General features: G+C 67.4%; 16 protein-coding genes and 1 pseudogene. 6 read left to right on the forward strand and 11 right to left on the reverse strand.

Annotated elements, in window-relative coordinates:
- Positions 1 to 41: 41 nt before the first annotated feature.
- The 3 genes and pseudogenes from CKY51_RS10790 to CKY51_RS10800 form a co-directional block, all read right to left on the reverse strand.
- Positions 42 to 1,640 (reverse strand): annotated as a pseudogene (locus CKY51_RS10790) (rhamnogalacturonan lyase B N-terminal domain-containing protein); the annotation flags it as partial.
- Between the two features lie 171 nt (positions 1,641 to 1,811).
- Positions 1,812 to 3,104 (reverse strand): amidohydrolase family protein, encoded by a 1,293-nt coding sequence (locus CKY51_RS10795; RefSeq protein ID WP_022972196.1) that lies wholly within the window; start codon positions 3,102 to 3,104, stop codon positions 1,812 to 1,814.
- Positions 3,101 to 4,504, reverse strand: coding sequence for an amidohydrolase (locus CKY51_RS10800; protein ID WP_022972195.1), 1,404 nt, complete (start codon positions 4,502 to 4,504; stop codon positions 3,101 to 3,103). Before CKY51_RS10800 ends, CKY51_RS10795 begins: the two co-directional genes overlap by 4 nt.
- 158 nt (positions 4,505 to 4,662) lie before the next feature.
- On the opposite strand from CKY51_RS10800, the gene CKY51_RS10805 reads away from it, so the two are divergent.
- Positions 4,663 to 5,223: a DUF924 family protein gene (locus CKY51_RS10805; protein ID WP_031339667.1), complete on the forward strand. Its 561-nt coding sequence runs from the start codon at positions 4,663 to 4,665 to the stop codon at positions 5,221 to 5,223.
- 192 nt (positions 5,224 to 5,415) lie between these two features.
- Here the strand turns inward: CKY51_RS10805 and grxD are convergent, their stop codons facing one another.
- Entirely contained in the window at positions 5,416 to 6,342 is a 927-nt protein-coding gene (gene grxD / locus CKY51_RS10810) for a Grx4 family monothiol glutaredoxin (protein ID WP_031339666.1), read from the reverse strand.
- Positions 6,343 to 6,385: 43 nt separating this feature from the next.
- On the opposite strand from grxD, the gene CKY51_RS10815 reads away from it, so the two are divergent.
- Positions 6,386 to 7,177, forward strand: coding sequence for a polysaccharide deacetylase family protein (locus tag CKY51_RS10815; protein ID WP_031339664.1), 792 nt, complete (start codon positions 6,386 to 6,388; stop codon positions 7,175 to 7,177).
- A gap of 152 nt (positions 7,178 to 7,329) precedes the next feature.
- On the opposite strand, the gene CKY51_RS10820 is transcribed toward CKY51_RS10815, so the two are convergent.
- From CKY51_RS10820 to CKY51_RS10830, 3 genes are all read right to left on the reverse strand, one after another.
- The gene (locus CKY51_RS10820) at positions 7,330 to 8,001 is read right to left on the reverse strand and encodes a class I SAM-dependent methyltransferase (RefSeq protein ID WP_022972192.1); all 672 of its coding nucleotides are present in this window, start codon (positions 7,999 to 8,001) and stop codon (positions 7,330 to 7,332) included.
- A 67-nt stretch (positions 8,002 to 8,068) separates the two neighbouring features.
- Positions 8,069 to 8,692 carry an SGNH/GDSL hydrolase family protein gene (locus CKY51_RS10825; protein ID WP_022972191.1) on the reverse strand — a complete coding sequence of 208 codons (624 nt, stop codon included), beginning with the start codon at positions 8,690 to 8,692 and terminating at the stop codon, positions 8,069 to 8,071.
- Positions 8,692 to 9,963, reverse strand: coding sequence for a pyridoxal phosphate-dependent aminotransferase (locus CKY51_RS10830; RefSeq protein WP_022972190.1), 1,272 nt, complete (start codon positions 9,961 to 9,963; stop codon positions 8,692 to 8,694). The genes CKY51_RS10825 and CKY51_RS10830 overlap by 1 nt, the downstream gene beginning before the upstream one ends.
- 149 nt (positions 9,964 to 10,112) lie before the next feature.
- On the opposite strand from CKY51_RS10830, the gene rsgA reads away from it, so the two are divergent.
- The 3 genes from rsgA to CKY51_RS10845 all read left to right on the forward strand — a co-directional run bounded on the left by rsgA (position 10,113) and on the right by CKY51_RS10845 (position 13,253).
- Complete coding sequence (rsgA, locus tag CKY51_RS10835) at positions 10,113 to 11,210, forward strand: ribosome small subunit-dependent GTPase A (protein WP_022972189.1); 1,098 nt, start codon at positions 10,113 to 10,115, stop codon at positions 11,208 to 11,210.
- Complete coding sequence (locus tag CKY51_RS10840) at positions 11,211 to 12,473, forward strand: flavohemoglobin expression-modulating QEGLA motif protein (protein WP_022972188.1); 1,263 nt, start codon at positions 11,211 to 11,213, stop codon at positions 12,471 to 12,473.
- A gap of 99 nt (positions 12,474 to 12,572) precedes the next feature.
- A complete protein-coding gene (locus CKY51_RS10845; RefSeq protein WP_022972187.1) occupies positions 12,573 to 13,253 on the forward strand; it encodes a type 1 glutamine amidotransferase domain-containing protein in 681 nt (226 codons plus the stop codon).
- Between the two features lie 133 nt (positions 13,254 to 13,386).
- On the opposite strand, the gene CKY51_RS10850 is transcribed toward CKY51_RS10845, so the two are convergent.
- Together CKY51_RS10850 and CKY51_RS10855 are read right to left on the reverse strand one after the other, a co-directional pair.
- A complete protein-coding gene (locus CKY51_RS10850) occupies positions 13,387 to 15,303 on the reverse strand; it encodes an alpha-amylase family protein (protein WP_022972186.1) in 1,917 nt (638 codons plus the stop codon).
- Between the two features lie 31 nt (positions 15,304 to 15,334).
- Entirely contained in the window at positions 15,335 to 17,791 is a 2,457-nt protein-coding gene (locus tag CKY51_RS10855) for a TonB-dependent receptor domain-containing protein (RefSeq protein WP_170292314.1), read from the reverse strand.
- A 260-nt stretch (positions 17,792 to 18,051) separates the two neighbouring features.
- Here CKY51_RS10855 and CKY51_RS10860 point away from each other — a divergent pair, with 260 nt between their 5' ends.
- Entirely contained in the window at positions 18,052 to 19,371 is a 1,320-nt protein-coding gene (locus tag CKY51_RS10860) for an MFS transporter (RefSeq protein ID WP_022972184.1), read from the forward strand.
- A gap of 235 nt (positions 19,372 to 19,606) precedes the next feature.
- On the opposite strand, the gene CKY51_RS10865 is transcribed toward CKY51_RS10860, so the two are convergent.
- Both CKY51_RS10865 and phbB read right to left on the reverse strand, forming a co-directional pair.
- Positions 19,607 to 20,638 (reverse strand): LacI family DNA-binding transcriptional regulator, encoded by a 1,032-nt coding sequence (locus CKY51_RS10865; RefSeq protein WP_022972183.1) that lies wholly within the window; start codon positions 20,636 to 20,638, stop codon positions 19,607 to 19,609.
- A gap of 205 nt (positions 20,639 to 20,843) precedes the next feature.
- Positions 20,844 to 21,584 carry an acetoacetyl-CoA reductase gene (phbB, locus tag CKY51_RS10870; RefSeq protein WP_022972181.1) on the reverse strand — a complete coding sequence of 247 codons (741 nt, stop codon included), beginning with the start codon at positions 21,582 to 21,584 and terminating at the stop codon, positions 20,844 to 20,846.
- Positions 21,585 to 21,705 lie beyond the last annotated feature (121 nt).

Consider the following 21,705-nt stretch of genomic DNA (forward strand, 5'->3'; position numbering starts at 1 on the left):
TCCTCGACGCTGTCGCCGGGCTGCTCCAGCACCGGTGACGGTGCGAGCAACTGGACACTGTCGAAGACGATGGCCGGGCCCAGGAAGCCATTGTCCGGCGTGCCGGAGGCCAGGTCGATCGCGAGTGTGTTGCTGCCGGCGTGCAGCGCACTGGCGGGAATGTCGACGAGATAGACCGTGTTGTTGCCACGATAGGTGCCGCGGGTGATGCCACGGCTGGTCGGCTGATCGGGCCGCGGCGGCAGCGGACCGGTCCAGTGGTCGTTCACCTGCAGCTGGGGGCGGGCACCTGCCTGGGTGAGCGTGACCAGCAGGCGCAGACGATAGGCGTGGACCTGGTCGCGATCGAGATCGAAGACGATGCGGGTCGGCGTGTTGACGCCACGCCATTGCGCTGCCGGGAAATCGCCTACCGTATCGCGGCCCAACCGATAGGTCACCGGTCCCCAGGGCGCCATGCGCCGATCGGAGGGATGCGCGGTCGCCAGCAGATCGGCATTGCGAAAACCGGCAGGCGTGCCGTCCGGGGCGCCGATCTGCCAGAGCACCTGGCCGGGCAGCGGACGTGCCCGCAGGTCGGCCTGCGCCGTGGCGCCCGCGGTGATCCGCACGCTGTCGTGCGCTACTTCCAGTTCGTTCTGATAGAGCGTTATGCGGTAGTCGCCAGGGCGCACGCTGGCGATGCGGAAGCGGCCGGCACGATCGGCCCTGGCCCAATACTGGGCCTGGGCATTGCGCAAGCCGATCGCCGCCGGTTGTCCCGGTACGACCCCGGATGCCTGGCCGCTCACCGCGCCGCGTTGTGCGTCCTCGAGCAACCCTTGCAGTCCAAGCGATGCATCGACGAAGCCAAGATCCGGCGGCACCTGCGCCGCCGCGCTGCCGGTGCTGAACTGCAGCACATACACGCCATGCAGGCCGCCGCGATACGGCTCGGTCTGGGTGTGGTTGGAGAACATGTAGTTGTACAGCTCATGGGTGAGTGCCGTTTTCTGCGTGGCGATGTCCTTGAAGAACGGCCCGCCGGCGCTGTGTTCGCGATTGCCCATCCACATCCGTACGGCCACGCCCCCGCCGCTGACGCCATGTACCGTGTCGTCGATCGCGCGCCGTGCCGAGTAGAACTTGGAACTGGTGCGGCCATTGGGCAGCAGGAACACATCCTTGCCTTCGATGGCGGTGCCCACATTGGAATCGGGCTCATGCTCGGCATCGGGCAGCTTGGCGGCATCGAGCCGGGCGATGAAGCGCAGCTCGCCGATCGGCAACAGGCTTGGTGCATAGGTGGCCAGGTAGATCGCATCGTGGCCCTTGCGCGCCATGTAGTACTGGATCAGATCGCCGGCGGTGGCCGAGACCACGATGGTGTCGCCGACCGTGCGTGCGGCGACGGTGGCGCGACCGAGTCCGGAGGCGATCTGCGAGTGCTTTGCTTCTGGGCTTTGCAATTCGCTGCCGCGATAGCGCATCGACACGATGTCGCCGCTGCGTGCGTCGACGCTGAACACCAATGCGCCGCCGTTGTCGACGACGAAGCGGTCGCCGACCCGGGTCACACCGAAGTGGCCGTCGCTGGCCAATCCAGGTGCGGCGACCCACAGCGCGAGCCAGCAAAGCAAAACGCAGAGCGAACGAGTCATGGCGGCGACCGGCGAGCGGGGCGGACAGCCTACTGCGCGCGTCGGCGCGGTGACATGCCATGGCTGCGTGTCGGTCGGGCGCTACTCAGCTGCGGCCGCGTTCCGCGCGTGCGCGGCGCAAGCCAGGACGCTGCACTGCCGGCACCCGCGGTGCCGGCATCACCGTTGTCGCTAGCGCGAATAGGCCGGTGGGAGCGTGCCCGCCTGCTGCAGGTAACGATCGCGCAGCTCGGTCTGGCGCGAGCGCATCGGGATCGCACGACCCCCAAGCCACAGTTGCTCGGCGTAATGGGCCACGTCCAGCGGGTCACCTTCCCACAACACCAGGTCGGCGAGCTTGCCCGGCGCGATGCTGCCCAGCCGGTCGGCCACACCCAGTGCCTCGGCCGGCACCCGGGTGAGACCGGCCAGGCCGGCGTCCCAGGGCAGTCCATGCGCCACTGCGTTGCCGGCCAGCTGGCGCTGTTTGCGCGCGTTGTGCGAGCCATCGCCGCCCTGGGTGAAGCTGACCGCCACCCCGGCCGCATGCAGGCGCGCGGCGTTCTCCAGCGTGGCGCCGATCTGATCGAAGCTAGACGGCAGATCGTCGAGTGCGTTGACGAACACCGGCACCTGCGCGGCGGCCAGTTGCGGCGCCAGTTTCCAGGCTTCATCGCCGCCGGCGATGGCGATGCGGACCTTCTCGCGCTGCGCCCAGCGCAGCAGCTGGCGGATATCGGCGGCGCGGTTCACCGCGACCACGATGCGGCCCTGGCCGGCGAGATAGCGCGCCAGCACTGCGCGTCCTGCCGGCGTCAGCAACGCATGCGGCGAATCGGCCGGCAGGCGGCCGCGCGCCTCGGTGAGCAACTGATCCAGCAACATCCACTGCGCCGCACGCGACTTGCCGCTCAATTCCAGTGCGTCGTTGCCCAGGCGCAGATACAGCGCGTGCGGGCCGATCGGATCGGGGCTGCCGTCCAGCCGCATCACCCCGCCCTGGCCAGCGATGAAGGCGCCGCCGCTGCTGGCGCCCAGCGCGGTGAAGCCGATGCCTTCCACCCGCGCCACCGGGATCAGCACCGACTCCGGGTTGTAGGCCAGGGTGACGTCGAACTCGGGCCGCATCGGCTGGTCGTGCGGCAGATTCAGCGCGCTGTCCACGGTGGAGGATTCGCCCGAGACCTCTTCGATGCCGATCTCGGTGATGCCGCCGAACAGCGCCGGGGTCAGGGGCCGGCCCTTGGCTTCGACCACGGCGACGCCGGCCGGAGCGGCCAGGCCGGGGCCGACCGCGCGGATCATGCCGCCCTGCACCAGCACATCGGCGTTGGACAGAGTGCCGCGGGCGCTGACGGTATGCACGGTGGCACCGCGAATCAGCACGTCCTGGGCAATCGCTGGCGCTGTGCCGAGCAGCAGCACGCTGCAGACCAAGGCCAGGCGCTGCGCCAGGCAGCGGGGTGAGGGCAGAGGGCGGCTCATCGGGCAGCCTCCTGGCCAAGCATGAAATCGGAGATGGGTTGCAGGCGTCGGTCGGTACGGTCATAGACCTGCGCACCATCGATATACACCTGCTCGGCCAGCGCGTAGGAGCTGAAGGGATTGCCGTTCCACAGCACCACATCGGCCATCTTGCCCGGCTCCAGCGAGCCGGTCTGGCGTTCGATGCCCAAGGCCTTGGCGGCATTGCTGGTCAGCCAGCGGATCGCGCGCTCGGGAGGAATGTCGATACCGGCGCGGTGGCCGGCCGCCATCGCTTTGGCCGCTTCCTGGTTGAGCCGCTGGATGCCCTCCTCCGAATCGGAGTGCACGATCGCGCAGCCATTGGCTGGGCGATCGACCAAGGCGATGTTTTCCTGGATGCCGTCGAACGCCTCCATCTTGAAGCCCCACCAGTCGGCCCAGAGCGCGCCGCAGACGTTCTGTTCGGCCAGGCGGTCGGCGATCTTGTAGGCCTCCACGCCATGGTGGAAGGCGGCGATCTTGAAGCCGAATTCCTTGGCCAGGTCGAGCATCGTGCTCATTTCGTCGGCGCGGTAGCAGTGGATATGCACGCGGATGTCGCCGTTGATCGCGCCGGCCAGGGTGTCCAGCTTGAGATCGCGCTTGCCGCCGCTGTCGCCGGCGCTGTCGTTGTCGCCCTTGCCGCGGCTCCACCAGTGGCGCTTGGGCGGGGTCTTCTTTTTCGGAGTGTTCTTGCGCAGGTATTCGCTGGCGTCGATAAAGGCCGCGCGGTAGCCGGCGACGTTGCCCATGCGTGTTGCCGGGCCACCTTTTTCGCCGTAGACGCGTTTGGGATTCTCGCCGCAGGCCATTTTCAGGCCCCACGGTGCGCCGGGAAACTTCATTGCCTGGTAGGTCGTGGCCGGCACGTTCTTCAAGGTGACGCCGCGCCCGCCGACCAGATTCGCCGAACCGGGCAGCACCTGCAGTGCAGTGACGCCGCCGGCCAGCGCGGTGGAAAAGCCCGGGTCCTGCGGCCAGATCGAATGCTCGGCCCAAACGTTCGGGGTCACCGCTGCCGTCATTTCGTTGCCATCGCTATGCGCGCTCACGCCGGGGCTGGGATAGACGCCCAAGTGCGAGTGCACGTCGATGATGCCCGGCGTGATCCATTTGCCGCGTCCATCCACCCGGCGGACATCGGCCGGCGCGTCCAGCCCGCGTCCGACCGCAGCGACCTTGCCGTCGCGCAGCAGCACGTCGGCATCGTCCAGGCGTTCGCCGGTACCGGTGAGCACGGTGGCGTGTTCGATCAGGACTGGGCTGGAGGCGAGGGCACGGTAGGTGCTCGGATACGGATCGTCGACGAAACGCGAGGCCGCGATGGCTGGCCCGCACAGCAACGCCGCGCCCAGGATGGCGAACGCAATCAAACGCATGAATGTCCCCGGTGAAACTGCAGATGTCCTTGGAAAACTAACGGCCACAGCGCTGATTGCCAAGCAGCGATATGTGGTCGCGGTCGCTAGGCGCGTCGCAGCAGCGGCCTCATCACGCCCAGGCGTGCATGCTTGAGCACATGACCAGGAGAGCGCCGATGATCGCCAGATCCGACCGTAACAAGCAGGCCGACGTGGTATTGGCATTCTGGGAACTGGCCGGGCCGGCGCGTTGGTTTACCCAGAACGATGCCTTCGACGCCAACGTCCGCCAGCATTTCAGCGAGCAGCATTTCGCTGCCGCACGCGGCGAATACACCCATTGGATGGAGCGCGCCGAGGACGCCCTGGCACTGGTGATCCTGCTGGATCAATTTCCGCGCAACGCCTTCCGCGGCAGCGCGCACGCCTACGCTACCGACGGGCTGGCGCTGCAGGTGGCACAGCAGGCGGTGCACGACGGATTCGATCAGCAAATCTCGTCACAATTGCGGCTGTTCTTCTACCTGCCGTTCGGACATGCCGAGGACCCGCAGACGCAGGCGCGCGCGGTGGAATTGATCGGCGCCGTGGGCGATGCGGAGGCGACCGCTTCGGCGATCGAGCATCAACAGGTCATCCAGCGCTTCGGGCGGTTCCCGCACCGCAATGCCAGCCTGGGGCGCGCGATGACACCGGACGAGCAACAGTTTCTCGACGCCGGCGGATTCGCTGGCTGAGCGCTGCACGCCTGTGCGCACGGTCTGCCAGCGCGTTCGGCAACGGTAGTGCGACAGGCGCGACGATTGCCGGCGCCAGCGCGAGATGGCGTCATCGCGAGCGATGCGGCGCGCCAAGTCGCAAACACGTCACAACGCAGAACGGACGCCCTGGAGCGTCCGTTCTGCGTTACCACTGTGCGATCGACGCGCTCAGTATTTCGGCACGCCGTTGTCCACCTGCTCGGACCAGGCATCGATCCCGCCGGTGACGTTGTAGACGTTGCGGAAGCCCAGCCCACGGAAATGCTCGGCGGCCTGCAGGCTGCGGCCGCCGCGGTGGCACAGGAACGCCAGTGGCGTGTCCTTGGGCAGCTGTTCGATCGCCGCGCGCTCGTGCGCATCCAGCGTACGGAACGGCGCAGCCACCGCCGCCAGCGCGCGCTCGTCGGCCGGCCGCACGTCCACCAGGGTCAGCTGGCCGGCCTTGAGGCGATCGTCGGCCTCGCGCACCGACAGTTCCTGCACCGGCTTGGGCGCATTGGGGTTGTCGATGGCCAGGCCGCGGCCACGGATGTCGTCCACCCAGTCGATGGTGATGCCATCGGCGCGGCGTGCGCTGGCCAGGTCGAACTGCACGCGCAGGCCGTTGGACTCGGCGGCAATGGCCTTGGGATCGGTCGGCGCCAGCTGGAAGTTGGGCTGGAAGTTGGCGTCGATGGACAGCGCCAGCGAGGCGTCCGGGGCGTCGGCCAGCGCGCTCTTGAGCATCTCCACCGCTGCCGGGGTGATGGTGATCGCCGGCGGCGTGCGGTCCGGCGCCTGCAGGCCAAGCATATTGCTCAGCTCGCCGCTGTCGGCCATCTGCACGATGATGTCGCTGCCGCCGATCAGCTCGCCGTCGACGTAGAGCTGCGGAATGGTCGGCCAGTCGCCGTAGGCCTTGATGCCTTCGCGGATCTCCTGGTCGGCCAGCACGTTGACGTGGGCGTAGTCCACGCCCAGGCCGTCCAGCACGCCCACCGCCTTGGCCGAGAACCCGCATTGCGGCATGCCGGGCTGGCCTTTCATGAACAGCACGACGCGGTTGGACTGCAGCAGCGAATCGATGCGGGAGCGCAGGGCGGGATCGAGGGACATGGCGGCATGCTTGAGAACGTGGAGGACGACCATTCTACGCCGCATGGCATCATGGGGCATGACCGCCCCGGAAACGCTCTATCGCATCCCGACCCATCCCCACCGCTGGATGGGCTGGCTGGCGGCCTCGCAACTCGGTGTCGCCGCGCTGTGGTGGCGACTGGGCTGGGCCTGGGGCGTGCCTGCCCTGCTGCTGTCGCATGCGTTGTTCGTGTTGCCGGTCTTCCTGCCGCGGGCACGCTTCTATGCGCCGGTGTTGGCCCGGTTGCCGGGCCACGCGCCTCAGGTCTGGCTGACCATCGACGACGGCCCCTCCGAGCAAACCCCGGCGGTGCTGGAGTTGCTCGATGCCTACGATGCCAAGGCGACTTTTTTCCTGGTCGGTGCGCGTGCGGCACAACACCCGCAGCTGGTGCGCGAGATCGTGCGGCGCGGCCATGGCATCGGCAACCATAGCCACACCCATCCGCAGGCCTGGTTCTGGGCCTTGGGACCCCGCCGCATGGCGCGCGAGATCGGCCTGGCCCAGCGGACGCTGGCCAGCATCACCGGGCAGGCGCCGCGGCTGTATCGCTCGGTCGTGGGCATGACCAACCCCTTCGTCGCTTCGCCGCTGCGGGCGCATGGCCTGACCCGGGTCGCCTGGAGCGCGCGTGGATTCGATGGTGTGCGCTGCGATCCGCACGCCACCGTGGAGCGCATCGTCCGCGACCTGGCGCCCGGCGCGATCGTGCTGTTGCACGAAGGGGCGGCGCACGGCCACAACCTGACCATCCTGCGCGGCGTGCTGGATGCGCTGCGTGCGCGTGGGCTGGTGGCGCGCCAGCCGGAGTGAGGCGCCGGGGGGTGCGTTGCGGCCACGCAGGGCTGCTCGCGAACGCGAGCGTGCTCCGCGCGCCGCGCATCCGGCCGCAGTGGCGCCGATGCAGACGACATCGCCGCGACAGCGCGTGCCCACTGGCACCGCGACCTAGCGGGCGCGATCGCTCAGCGCGGCTCGGCGACGATCAGCCAGTTGTTGAAGGGCGTGTTGCCATACAGCGGCGAAAAGTGGGCGCGCAGGCCGGCTGCGTCCAACTGCGCCTGCAGGCTGTCGCGGGTGGGGTAGCTGCACGGCATGCGCTGCATCCAGCCGCTCAGGTGCGCCAGCACGTCGGTGACGCGGCTGGTACGGCCACGGCCGCTGGCGTCGCCCAGGGCGCTGCGGATCACCAGTTTGGCGCCGGGGGTGAGCATCTGCGCCACGCTGCGCAGCAGGCTGGCCTGCATATCGGTCTGCAGATATTGCAACACGTCCAGGATGGTCACGCTGCCGCGGTGCGGCGGCCAGCCCACGCTCAGGTCGACCACGCCGAACTGGGTGCGGCCCAGCCCGGCGCGCTGGGCGATGCGCTCGGCACGGCGGATCTTGGAGGCGTCCACGTCCACGCCGTGGTAGGCCACGCTCTGGCCATCGGCGCGCAAGGCGTGCGCCAGCAGGCCCAGGCCGCAGCCCAGGTCCAGCACCGGTGCGGTGCTGTCACGCAGTTGTGCCAGCACGCCTGGATACAGCGGGTCGGTGCGCAGCTTGGTCTGGGTGTAGTAGTAGTCGTAGCGGTTGCCCAGCGGATGCCGGGGCAGGAAAGCGCGCGCGATCGTCAGTGCTTGTGCGCGGCTCATGGGCTGGGTGGCGGCGGAGGTCAATGTCGTTCCTTGGCAGTGAAGCGGGTCCAGCGGGGAGTACGGGTCAGCTCAGCGCCTCGCGCGCGGCGGGCAGGGCCAGTGCGGCCCAGCGCGCATACATCGCGCCGGACGGATGCAGGCCATCGTCGACCAGCATCTGCGGTGCATCGCCGCCATCACGGCTGGTTGGAGTGATATCGACGAAGCGCACCGACGCCGCCGCGCAGCGCTCGGCGGCCACGGCGTTGAAGGCGTCGATCTGCGCGCCGACCTGGGCGCCATCGCGGCCCTGCGCGCGCGCGAATGGCGTCAGGCCCCAATCGGGGATCGACAGTACGAACACCCGCCGCAGCTGTTCGCCGGCCAGCGCAATGGCGTGTTGCAACAAGGTGTCGAACTGGGTGCGGTAGGTGTCCAGCGGCCACCCGCGGTACTGGTTGTTGACCCCGATCAGCAGACTCACCAAGTCGTATGGCCCCTGCGGCGCAGCGGCTGCGATACCGGCCTGCAGTTCGTCGGTGGTCCAGCCGGTGGTGGCGATGATCTCAGGCGTGCCCACATTCCAGCCGTGCGCCCGCAGGCCATCGGCCAACTGCATTGGCCAGCGCTGCGCCGCGTCCACGCCTTCGCCAATGGTGTAGGAATCGCCCAGCGCCAGATAGCGCAACGGCGGACTCAGCGCCGCCATCACGCCACGCTGCGCGACTTCAGCGGCACCACCTTGGTAACCGTCTCGGCGCGCCGCGCCAGCGCCCGATCGATGCGCGCGAACACGTCGCGCATGACCGCCGCCTCGGGCAGCAGGGTCACCCGGAAATGATGCCGATACGGCACGTTGAAGCTGGAACCAGGCACCACCAGCACGCCTTCCTCGTTCATCAGTTCCAGCGCGAAGGTGTGGTCGTCGAAGTTGCGCGCCGCCGGCCCCACCACCGCCGGGAAGGCGTACAAGGCACCAGCTGGCGCCACCAGCTGCAGATGCTCGCTGGCCGCGCAGGCCTCGATCACCGCCCGCCGGGTCTCGTAGAGCCGTCCGCCGGGGGCACACAGTGCCGAGATGGTGTCCGGGCCGTTCACTGCGGCCTCGATGGCGTATTGCCCCGGCACGTTGGCGCACAGGCGCAGTGCACCGAGCAGGTCCATGGCGTTGCGCAGGTCGTGGATACGCGACTGCTCACCGGACAGCAGCGCCCAGCCCACCCGCCAGCCGCAGGCGCGATGCACCTTGCTTAACCCGCTGAAGGTGATGCACGGATGCGCGCCAGCCAGCGGCGCCACCGGCACGAAGGCCGCGTTGTCGTAGAGCACCTGGTCGTAGATCTCATCGACCATCAGCAAGAGGTTGTGCTTGACCGCGATCGCCACGATGCGTTCCAGCAGCTCGCGCGAATAGCTGGCGCCGCTGGGATTGTTGGGGTTGATCAGCACGATGGCGCGGGTGCGCGAGGACACCAGCGTCTCGATCTCCACCGGGTCGGGCTGGAACCCATTCTCCGGCGCGCAGCGGTAATACACCGGGCGGCCGTCGTTGAGGATGGTGGCGGCCGACCACAGCGGGTAGTCGGGCGAGGGCACCAGGACCTCGTCGCCGGGATTGAGCAGGGCGCGCAGCGACAGGTCGATCAGCTCGCTGACCCCGTTACCGACGAAGATGCGGTCCGGGTGCGCATCGGGGTGTTGCCGGCGGGCGTAGGCGGAGGCGATCGCCTCGCGCGCCTCCGGTAGACCCTGCTGATGCGTATAGGGGTCGGTCCGGCCCATGTCATCGGCGATCGCGCGCTGCAGATGCTCCGGCGCCCGGAACCCGAACGCACCCGGATTGCCGATATTGAGCTTGATCAGCTTGCGCCCCTGCGCTTCCAGCTCCCGCGCTCGCCGTGCCAGTTCGCCCCGGATCTCGTAGCGGACTTCGGACAGGCGCTCGCGGATGGCGAGCGGCTTTTGCGGGGCGGTGGACATGCGCTGAGCCGTGCTGAGGCGTGAATTGGCATGGTAACGGAAATGCAACGGGCCGACATGCTTGCATCGGCAACGGTGTCAAGCCTGCCCGGAGCGATGCAGGGCAGCGTCATGCAGAGACGCATGCACCGGCCCGCTAGAATCTCCCAATGACCACCCCCTCCCCCGACTATCGCACCCTCCAATCCATCGGCTGGCCCTGGCCGGGGCCGCCGCAGGAGCCGGCCTGGCAGGCGGTGTTCGCCGCGCATCCGCAGGCGCTACCGGCGCGGGTGGTGGAGCAGCATCGTACTGGCTATGTGGTGGCCGATGGCCCGGAGGCCAGCGTGAAGGCCGAGTCGCTGCCGGACTGGCAGCGGCCGCGTTTTCCCAGTCACGAGCGCGCGGCGGTGGGCGATTGGGTGCTGATGGAGGGCCATCGCATCGTGGCGCTGTTGCCACGGCGGACCGCCATCAAGCGGGGTGCCGCGGGCGAGCATTATCACCAGCAGGTGATCGCGGCCAATATCGATACGGTGTTCATCGTCTGTGGCTTGGATGCGGACTTCAATCCGCGTCGGATCGAGCGCTACCTGCTGCTGGTCGGTGGCGGTGCCGGCGACGCCGCGCCGACGCCGGTGGTGGTACTGACCAAGGCCGATCAGACCGACTATGCGCAGGATGCAGTGGCGGTGCTGGTGGAGCTGGCCGCGCAGAAGATCGCGGTGCGCACCGTCAATGCCAAGGATCCGCAGAGCGTTTCGGCCTTGCAACCGTGGTTGGGCGATGGCCGGACCGTGGTGCTGGTGGGGTCGTCCGGCGCAGGCAAGTCGACGCTGACCAATACCTTGCTCGGCGTGCAGAAGATGAAGACCAACGCGGTGCGCGAGAACGATTCGCGCGGGCGCCACACCACCACCCATCGGGCCTTGATGCCGCTGCCCTCCGGTGCCTGCCTGATCGATACCCCGGGCATGCGCGAGCTCAAGCCCACCGGCGAAGAAGATCTCGCCGACGGCGGCTTTTCCGATATCGAAGCGTTGGCGGCGCAGTGCCGTTTCAACGATTGCGCGCACGGTGCCGAGCCCGGCTGCGCAGTGCGCGCAGCGATCGAGGCGGGCACGCTGGATCCGCACCGGCTGGCCAATTACCTCAAGTTGCGCGAGGAGGTCGCCAGCGCGGCGGAAAAACTGGCTACGCGTACGGCGCAGAACCAGGCGGGCAAGGGCGTCGTTCGGCGGCCCGGCGGTCGGCCCGGGCGCCGTTGAATGGCCATGCGTAAGCGGCCGGCAGAGATCGTCCATCACGCGCGACTGGATGCGCGCCTGGTCAAGGCGGTACGCGGGGTGCGGTTGCTGGCGCTGGCGAGCTGGCCGCGTGCCTTGCAGGAGCCGTTCCTGGCCGGTGTCGCGCGCGGGCAGCCGGTGTTGCCGCAGGTGGAGTATCCGCGACTGGATTTCAGCCAAACCCGTCGGGAATTGTCCGAGCTGGCCCAGGCCGCCGATCCGCAGCATCCGTTGGGCGCCTATCTGATCGATTCGGCGCATAGCTGGGGCTTGGCTGCCGGTTTGCTGGAGTCGCTGGGGACGGCTGCCGCAGGCGACTACGCGGTGCAGCTGTTCGGGGTGCCCGACGATCCGATGCCGGGCAATGGCCCGACGACGCGGGCCGCGGCGCAGCACTTCATCCAGATTGCCCGCGAACTGGATCGCGAGTTGCTGGCGCCGGAAGAGCAGGTGCCGGTGTCGGCCACCGCCTTGCGGCTGCAGTTGCAGAACGATCTGGATGCGTTTTTCGAACAGCGCATCATCACCGTAGAGTTGGACCCGGACCTGCTGGCCAAGGCCGCCGCCGGCGCGCATCGCATTCGTCTGCGCAGTGGTGCCACCTTCAGCGGCTACGACCGCGCGCAGCTGTTCCATCATGAGGCGCTGGTGCATTCGCTGACCGCGCTCAATGGGCGCGAACAACTCAACCTGCCCAGCCTGGGCATCTCCTCGCCGCGCACCACCGCCACGCAGGAAGGCCTGGCGACCTTCGCCGAACAGATCACCGGCAGCATCGACATCGAGCGGATGAAACGCATCAGCTTGCGCATCGAAGCGATCGCGATGGCACGCGATGGGGCGGATTTCCTCGACGTATTTCGCTACTTCACCGCCAGCGGACAGAACGCGGCGGAAAGCTTTTCCTCGGCACAGCGGGTCTTCCGCGGCGTACCGACCAGCGGCGGCGCTGCCTTCACCAAGGATACGGTGTACCTGCGCGGCCTGGTCGCCGTGCATACCTTCTTCCGCCACGCCTTGCAGCACGACCAGTTGCAACGCTGCCGTTCGCTATTCGCCGGCAAGATGGCGCTGGGCGACGTGGAGCGCTTGGCGCCGCTGTTCGACAGCGGCGTGTTGGCACCGCCGCGCTGGCTGCCGCCGTGGATCAGCCGGGTCAGCGGATTGGCCGGCATGCTCGCGTTCTCGTTATTCGCCAATCGGATCCGCATGGATCAGTTGCAGCCGCCGGCAATGGACGTCTGAATCGTCTGCACCCCGCAGACGCGCTCTACACGACGCCGCAACGGGCTGGACAGGACACTGGGCGCCTCGCCCGAGTGGGCCTTGATACGAGGCAATGCAATGAAGATCCTGATGGTGCTGACGTCGCACGACCAGCTAGGCGATACCGGCAAGAAGACCGGCTTCTGGCTGGAGGAATTCGCCGCGCCGTACTACGTCTTCAAGGATGCCGGTGTACAGATCACCTTGGCATCGCCCAAGGGTGGACAGCCGCCGCTGGATCCCAAGAGCGATGCGCCGGATGCACAGACCGAGGCGACCAAGCGCTTCAAGCAGGATCCGCAGGCACAGCAGGCGCTGGCCAGCACCACGCCGCTGACGCAAGTGACGGCTGACGATTTCGATGCGGTGTTCTATCCCGGCGGCCATGGTCCGCTGTGGGACCTGGCCGAGGATCAGCAGTCGATCGGCTTGATCGAGGCCTTTGCCGCCGCGAACAAGCCGCACGGTCTGGTTTGCCACGCGCCAGGCGTGCTGCGCCGGGTCAAGGGCGCCGACGGCGAACCGCTGGTCGCTGGGCGCCGGGTGACCGGCTTCACCAACGGCGAAGAGGACGGCGTGGGCCTGACCAAGATCGTGCCGTTCTTGGTAGAGGATGTGTTGAAGGAGCTGGGCGGCCGCTACGAGAAAGGCGCCGATTGGGGCGTGCATGTGGTCACCGACGGAAGGCTGGTGACCGGACAGAATCCCGCCTCGTCCGAGCAGGCGGCCCACGCGCTGCTGGAATTGCTCAAGCACTGAGCGACATCGCCTGGCATGCAGCGTGCGTGCCCTCGCGGTGATTTGCGGCGTCTAGCCCGCATCGACCGCACGCTCTTGAGCGTGCGGTCGATGCGGGCTCTTCAGTTTTCTACCTACGCAGCCATCGCTGTGTCTAAAGCGCAGGGTTGACGCGGCGGAACCAGCGCACCGCGTGGGCCGGCAGCGTGAGTGTGGTTGGCACCGGCTGGGCCAGGTCGTGCTGCGGATCCAGCAACCGCCAGTCGTCCGGCCGACCAGGAAAAACCACCGTCACCGCTTGCTCGGCGAAATTGTGGATCGCAAGGAAATCGTCGCCGCGGGTCAGCGCCAGCAGACGTGGATCGGCGAGCGCGACGCTGCCCAGCGCGTGGTCCGCGCCCAGCGCCGGCAGGCTGGCGCGGGTACGGATCAACGCACGCAGGCGGCCATAGACGTGTCCAGGCACGGTTGCCGGGTCATGGCGCAGTTCGACGCGCTCCCAGTCCATCGCCGGCCGATGCAGCCAGCGCCCTTCGTGGCGACGCTGCGGGTCGTTGCGATAACCGCTGTCGTTCGGCAAGGCCAGTTCGTCGCCCATATAGATCAACGGCACACCTGGCATCGCCAGGGCCAGCGCATACAGCAGCACCAGGCGGTCGATGGCCAGCTCCAGTGCCGCCGCATCGCCTTGCTCCTGCGCGGCCTGCACGCCGGCCAGCGCCGATGCCATGCCGTTGGTGCCATGCACGCCATCGCCGCTGCTCTGGAAGCTCTCGCCGCGCGCGTAGCTGCCGGGCACCGCATTGGCATAGAACTGCGCCACCGTGCGCAGCGAGAACGGCGGCTGCTCGGCTGTGCCAGCCGCTTCCTGCTGCAGCACGTTCCAGCCGATATCGTCATGACAACGCACATAGCTGAGCCAGGCGCAGCCGCGCGGCAGCGGTGGGCTGTGAGCGATCACGGTGTGCAGCAGGTCGCCACGCTGCAGCGCCAGCGCCGACCAGCCGGCCGCCATCAAGGTACTGTGGTAGGCCAGGTGGCACTCGCGGCCCTCGTCGCGGCCGCTGCCGAAGTAGGGTGGCAACTGTGTCATCGGCACGATGGCTTCGGCCTTCATCGCCACCGACGGCGCGACGATGTCGGTGACCGCACGCAGGGCAACCAGCAGTTGATGCGCTTCGGGCTGATTCATGCAGTCGCTGCCCAGCCGCTTCCACAGGTACGCGGTGGAATCGAGCCGGAACGCTTCCACGCCCAGATTGGCCAGCCGCAGCAGCGCCAGGGCCATCTCGCCGAATACCGCCGGGTTGCTCCAATTCAAGTCCCATTGATAGGGATAGAAGGTCGTCCACAGCCAGTGCCCGGTCTGCGCGTCCCAACTGAAATTGCCCGGCGCGGTCTGCGGGAACACCTGGCCCAGGGTGGCCTCGTAGCGGTCCGGCAGGTGTCGATCGGGAAAGTGATGGTAGTAGTTGAGATAGCGGGCGTCGCCGGCGCGCGCGGCCTGCGCCCAGGCATGGTCGTCGGCAGTATGGTTGAGGACGAAATCGGCGCACAGGCTGATGCCGGCTGCGCGCAGGCGGGTGGTCAGTGCGACCAGGTCGTCGTTGCTGCCCAGCGCCGGCTCCACCTGGCCATAGTCGCTGACGGCAAAGCCGCCGTCGTTGTCGCCAGCGCGCGCGCGCAGGAAGGGCAGCAGATGCAGATAGCGCACCCCCAGCTCCTGCAGATACGGCACGCGCGCAGCCACGCCCTGCAGATTGCCGGCGAAGCGATCCACATAGGCGCTGTAGCCGAGCATCTGCGATTGCCCGAACCAGCCCGGCGCCCGTTCGGCATCGAGCTGCAACAGCGCATCCGGGCGCTGCTGGGCGCACTGCCCCAGCGCGGCGAGCCAATGCTGCAACCAGCTGGCATAGCCGGGCTGCTGTCCGTACAGGGACTGCAACAGTTCGAGCAGGCGTGGCGCATGGCGATCGTAGCGCGGCAACAGTGCAGCGGCACGACGGGCATCCAGCGCGGCGGCGAAGGCCACGCGTTCGGCCGAGAGGGGGAGCGAGGGGGGAGTCATTGATCAACGCCGGCCGGGGCCGACTGGGTCCTCAGAAGTCGTAGCGCAGGCTGATGCTGGTGGTGCGACCGGCAATGGAACGCGCGCGGATGATGCCATTGGCAGGAATGGTGGCTTCCTCCGCTTCGGTCAAGCCGAAGGTGTTGAAGACATTGTTGACGTTGAGCGCCACGGTCAGCGCATCGGTCAGCCGGTAGTCGCCGAACAGGTTGACCTGGGTATAGCCCGGCATCTTCAGTTGGTTGGAATCCTGCGTGTAGGCATCGGTGGTGCCGATCAGGTTGACGCCGAACTGGTAGCGGTCGCCACGGTAGCTCGGCGTCAGCTGCCAGATCAGATCGGCCTGACGCCGCGGCACATTGCCGGCGTTTTCCGGTGTGATCTGATCCTTGTCGATTTCCGCGTCGGTCCAGGTCAAGCCGCCGTTGACGGTGAATCCCTGGTAGCGATAGCTGGCCTCCAGCTCCACGCCGTGGGCCTTGTAGGTGCGGTTGAAGAAGCGCTGGCTGGTGAGTTCGAAGTTCTGTTCTTCGGTGCGCGCCGCGAAGGCGGTCGCGAACAGGCTCAGGCCGTCGCGGCGCCATTTCAGGCCGGCTTCGGCCTGCTTGACCACGTTGACCGCTTCGTTCGACGACACCGAGCCGTCGTCGCGCACCACGCCGAACAGCAGGCGGTCGGCATTGGCGCGCGCGCCGCGGCTGATACGGGCGAAGGCGCCGAGGTCGTCGCTGAGCAGGTAGTTGGCGCCGAGCGAGTACGAGAGGTAGTTCCAGTCGTAGTGCACCGGCTTCGGGTTTGCGGTGTCGATGGTCGCCACACGCTGCTCGACCGGCTGGATCACGCCATCGCCGTTGACGTCCAGGTTCTGCGCAATCGCGGTGCCGCTGTAGCTGCCGCGCGCATCGCCCATGTCGTAGCGCAGGCTGCCATCGACGCTGAGCTTGCCGCTGTCGAAGGTCAGCGCCACATACGGTGCATTGACGTTGTAGCGCACGTCGTAGCTGCGGGTGACGCAGCAATCGCCCCAGAACGGCGTGCCGTAGGCGTACAGCCCGCCTTGTGACAGCGAAACGCCGTTGGCGTCGACGACATTGAGCAAGCGCGAGTTGCGGCCCAGGCTCTGCACGTACGAATCCCAGGTCCAGTCCATGTCGATGGTCTGACGCGAGGCGTAATAGCCGATGCGCAGATTCAAGCTGCGGCCATCGCCGCCGAATTCGCGCGAGATGCTCAGGTCGTTGACCACGTTGCCCAGATCGTTGATGGCCACATTGAACAAGTGGGTGCGCACGGCCAAGCCGGAATAGGCTTGGCCCACCTGCGGCCCGGTGGCCTGGATCAATTGCGCACCGCTGCCGCCAATGGCGCTCGCCAGGGTTGCAGCATCGCTGACTTCGACCGGGAAGGGACTGACGAAGCGGCCGCTGTTGTCGGCGACGCGGAATTTTTCGCTCAGGCTCCAGCCACTGCCGAGGTCGAACCAGGCTTCGGCACCCAGCGTGCGAGAGATCGGATGCATGCCATCGCTGAGGTTGGTGCTGCGTGGCCCGTTGTTGCCATCCAGACCGATGTCGCTGCGGAAATACGGGCTGTACAAGGTGTCGCGGCCGGGATCGAAGCCGGGCAGGCGGCCCAGGTCGGGTGAGCCGTCGCTGCCGCGCACCGAGGTCGGGACTGGCAGGTAGCCGGCAGCGCGATCGTTGAGGTACTTGCCGTACAGGCGCACATAGCCATTGTCGAACAGCCGGGTCAGGTTGGCCTTGAGTTGACCGCCCTTGTCGGTGCCGTAGCCGGCGTCGCGAATGCCGTCGCCCTGGCGGAAGAAGCCGCCGATATTGAATTGCCACTGCTCGGCGAACGGAGCGCCGTAGTCGAAGTCCACCCGCGTATTGTCGTAGTCCAGGCCGCGACTGATGCCCACGCTGCCGCCGGCAGTGTCGCCGGTCTTGCTGATGAAGTTGATGATGCCGCCGGGCGCGTTGCTGGTGAAGGTGGACGCCGAGCCGCCACGAATGGCCTCGATGCGATCGAGGGTGAAATCCGAACGCAGGAAGATGTCGGAATTGCCGAAGGCGATGTCGCCGAACTCCATCACCGGCAGCCCGTCTTCTTGCAACTGCAGAAACTTGGCGCCACCGGAGGCGACCGGCAGGCCGCGCACGGCGATGTTGGCGTTGCCTTCGCCGCCGCTGGACTCCGAGCGTACGCCAGGGATATTGCGGAAGATCTCGGCGGTGCTACGCGGCGCCGATTGCTCGATCGCCTCGGCGCCGACGGTGCTGACCGACACGCTGGACTTCAGCTTGGTGGTGGCACTGGACGTGCCGGTGACGAACACCGCGTCCAGGTTGACCGCCGCGTTGTCGGTGGTCGCCGTGGCAGCCGGTGTGGTGGCGGTGGCGTCCTGCGCCAGCGCAGCAGGCGCGCACAGGCAGGTGGCGACCGCACAGGCAAGGGCGTGCAGGCGCAAGGTGTGCTTGGTGGACATCGCGATTCTCTCTCTCACGGATGGTGGTGTGCCGACGCCTGCGTCGTCCCGTCCAGGGATGGCCGATGGCCTGCAGCGCGGGGCAGTGATAACGGCAATTGCAATCGATTGCAATCCTGCACTGCAACATACTTTCTGGAAATTAAAGGCCTTAAAAGACATCCATGAATCTGCTGCAGCGCAGCGTTACAATCGATTGCAGTCCCGGCAGGTTAGAGTGCGCCGCGGCCGACCGGAGGCCGCCGAACGCCGGATCCCGCATGTCCTCGACCGCAGCACCGCTTTCGCTTACTCGCATCCTGGCGCTCAATGCCGGCTTCTTCGGCGTGCAATACAGCTTTGGGCTGCAACAAAGCAATATGAGCCCGATCTACAACTATCTGGGCGCCGACCACGCCAATCTGCCGTACCTGTGGCTGGCCGGCCCGATCACCGGGCTGGTGTTGCAACCGGTCGTGGGCGCGCTCAGCGACCGCTCCACCACCCGCTGGGGCCGGCGGTTGCCCTACATGGTGCTGGGCGCGCTGGTGTGCAGTCTGTGTCTGCTGGCGATGCCGTTCAGCACCGCGCTGTGGATGGCGGTGTGCCTGCTGTGGGTGCTGGACGCCGCCAACAACGTCGCGATGGAACCGTACCGGGCGCTGGTCAGCGATGTGCTGGCACCGCCGCAGCGGCCGTTGGGTTACCTCACCCAGAGCGCTTTCACCGGCCTGGGGCAGACGCTGGCCTATCTCACTCCGCCGTTGCTGGTGTGGCTGGGCGTCAACCAGGATGCCGCCAATGCCCACCACATCCCCTATGTCACCATCGCCGCGTTTGTGATCGGTGCAGGCTTCTCGGCGGCCTCGATTCTGTTGACCGCGCGCAGCGTGCGCGAACCGCGGCCCAGTGCTGCCGAATTGGCGCGCATGCGCGATGCCGGCCGCGGGCTCGGCGCCACCGTGCGCGAGATCGCCGCTGCCTTGCGCGAGATGCCTCCGACCATGCGTCAACTCGCACCGGTGATGCTGTTCCAGTGGTATGCGATTTTCTGCTACTGGCAATACATCGTGCTGTCGTTGTCGACCACGCTGTTCGCCACCACCGAGGCCGATTCGCACGGTTTCCGCCAGGCCGGACTGATCAACGGGCAGATCGGCGGTTTCTACAATTTCGTCGCCTTCCTGGCGGCGTTTGCGATGGTGCCGGTGGTGCGGCGCTGCGGTCCCAAGTACACCCACGCCGCTTGCCTGGTGGCAGCGGGGCTTGGCATGTGGATGCTGCCAGGCATCCACGACCGCTGGCTGTTGCTGCTGCCGATGGTCGGCATCGGCCTGGCCTGGGCCAGCATGATGGGCAACCCCTATCTGATGCTGGCCGATAGCATTCCGCCCGAGCGGACCGGTGTCTACATGGGGCTGTTCAACCTGTTCATCGTGTTGCCGATGTTGATCCAGATCGTGACGTTGCCGCTGTATTACGACAGCCTGCTGCAGGGCGATCCGCGCAACGTGATCCGGCTGGCCGGCGCGCTGATGCTGCTGGCGGCCGTGGCCATGCTGTGCGTGCGGGTGCGCAAGGCCAAGCCGCTGACGGCGTAAGCGCGGGCGTGTCGCGTCGGCGCGCTGGATGCTTGAGGGCTCCAGTGGCCGTGCGACGGTCGCGCCGCGAGCGTGGTGGCGACTGGCCCAACGTGCGTCTGCTGGACCGCATGGCCAATGGGGGCCGCGGTGGTAGCGAGTTGCCGACCCTCGCACTCACGCGACCGTCGGCACGCAGCACGGGGCAGGGGGGGCGCTTGTGGACCTGGGGATGCGACTGCCGACGATCGCCGGCTTACGCTGACTCGCGCACGATCAGCCGCACCGGCATCTCCACCGACTCGACCGGCTCGCCATTGATCGCCGCCAGCAAGCGATCCACCAGCAGGCGCGCGGCGAGCGCGAGATCCTGGCGGATCGTGGTCAGCGGCGGCTGACTGTAGGCCGCCAGCGGAATATCGTCGAAGCCGACCAGGGAAATGTCCTGCGGCACACGATGGCCTGCTTCGACCAGGGCGCGCACGGCGCCCACCGCGATCACGTCGGAGGCGGCAAACAAGCCGTCGGGTGGATCGGTCTTCTTGAGCATGGCGCGGGTCAGGCGATATGCATCCTCGCTGACGAAATGGCTGCGCGCATGCAGGCGGGTGTCGAACTCCAGTCCATGCTCCTGCAGTGCCTGTCGGTAGCCGGCAAAACGCGGCGCCACTTCCGGCAACTGGTCGTCGCCAAGAAAGGCGATGCGGCGGCGGCCGCTGGCGATCAAATGATCGGTGGCCAGCCGGCCGCCCTGGAAGTTGTCGCTGCCAACGCTGATGTAGGACTGGCCGTCGATACGGCTGCCCCAGACCGCCATCGGCAGGCCGTCGCGCGCGGCCGCATCCAGCGAGGCATGCTCGAAGCTCTGGCCGAGCACGATGACCCCGTCCGAGCGGCTGCCCCGCGCCAGCTGCTCGACCCAGCCATCCTGGTGACGATCCAGCTTGGACAGCAGCATGCTGTAGCCGCGCCCGGTCAGCTCCTCGGCGAGCAGCGCCAGCATGGTCATCAGGAACGGATCGGACAGCGGTTGGTCGAGGGCGTGCATCATCGGCACTGCCACGCTCACCGTGTTGGAGCGCCGGGCGCGCAGGCTGCGCGCCACCGGATCGACCTGGTAACCGGCCTCGGCAGCGATTTGCTTGATATAGGCACGGGTGCGTTCGGCGACCACCGGGCTACCGGCCAGTGCGCGCGAGACGGTGGATTCGGACACGCCCGCCATGCGGGCGATGTCGGCCATCTGTGGACGAGCGGCAGGGGTGGGCCGATCGGACGGGTTTGCCATGGCAGCGCAGGATGCAAAAACCAGAGTGTAATCAGTTCGCCCCGGTAACGTGTCGAGTTCCGCTGGCGTCCGCTTGACGCCATTCACGGCACAACCGCGACAGCAGATGCGCTGCGCGTGGTGCAGGTGCATGGCAAGATCGCCAGCGTGTCGATGTGCTTGCCCTGACGGTCGATGCGCTGCGCCGCCCACGCGGGCGGGCGACTCACCCCATGTGCAGGCCGCCATTGACCGGATAGTCGGCACCGGTGACATATGCGGCCTCGTCCGAGGCGAGCCAGGCGCACAGGCCGGCAACGTCGGCGGGCTTGCCAAGCCGGCGTACCGGCACCGACGTGGCCAGTCGATCGAGGACGTCCGGTGGAAAACTGCTGATGGACGCGCTGGCGATGTAGCCAGGCGAAATGGTGTTGACGGTGACCCCGCGTGCGGCCACCTCCTGCGCCAACGCGCGGCTGAAGCCATGCATCGCCGCCTTGGCGGTGGCGAAGTTGATCTGCCCGATCTGCCCCTTGTGCGCACTGACCGAGCCGATATTGACGATGCGTCCCCAGCCGCGTTGGGTCATGCCGTCGATGACCTGCTTGGTGATGTTGAACAGGGAATGCAGGTTGCTGGCGATCACCGCGTTCCAGTCGTCGCGACTCATCTGCCGGAACAAGGTGTCGCGGCTGCCGCCGGCGTTATTGACCAGCACGTCGATCTCGCCCACCTCGGCCTTGACCTTGGCAAAGGCGGCGACCGTGGAATCCCAGTCGGCGGCGTTGCCTTCGGAGGCGACGAAATCGAAGCCCAGTTCGCGTTGCTCGCGCAGCCAGCCTGCCTTGCGCGGCGAATTGGGGCCGCAGCCCGCCACCACGGTATGGCCACTACGCGCCAGCTTCTGGCAGATCGCCGTGCCGACGCTGCCCATGCCGCTGGTGACGTATGCGATGCGGAGAGTCATTGGTGGGATCCTTGTGGGAGGTGGAGGGGGACAGCCGGGGGCTCTTTAGCCGGGACTCGGGACCCGGGGAGCGAAAGGCGCAAAGCCAAAAGCGAAACGCAACACGCAAAGCAACACGCAA

This window comes from Xanthomonas maliensis (genome assembly GCF_009192945.1).
Lineage (GTDB): Bacteria > Pseudomonadota > Gammaproteobacteria > Xanthomonadales > Xanthomonadaceae > Xanthomonas > Xanthomonas maliensis.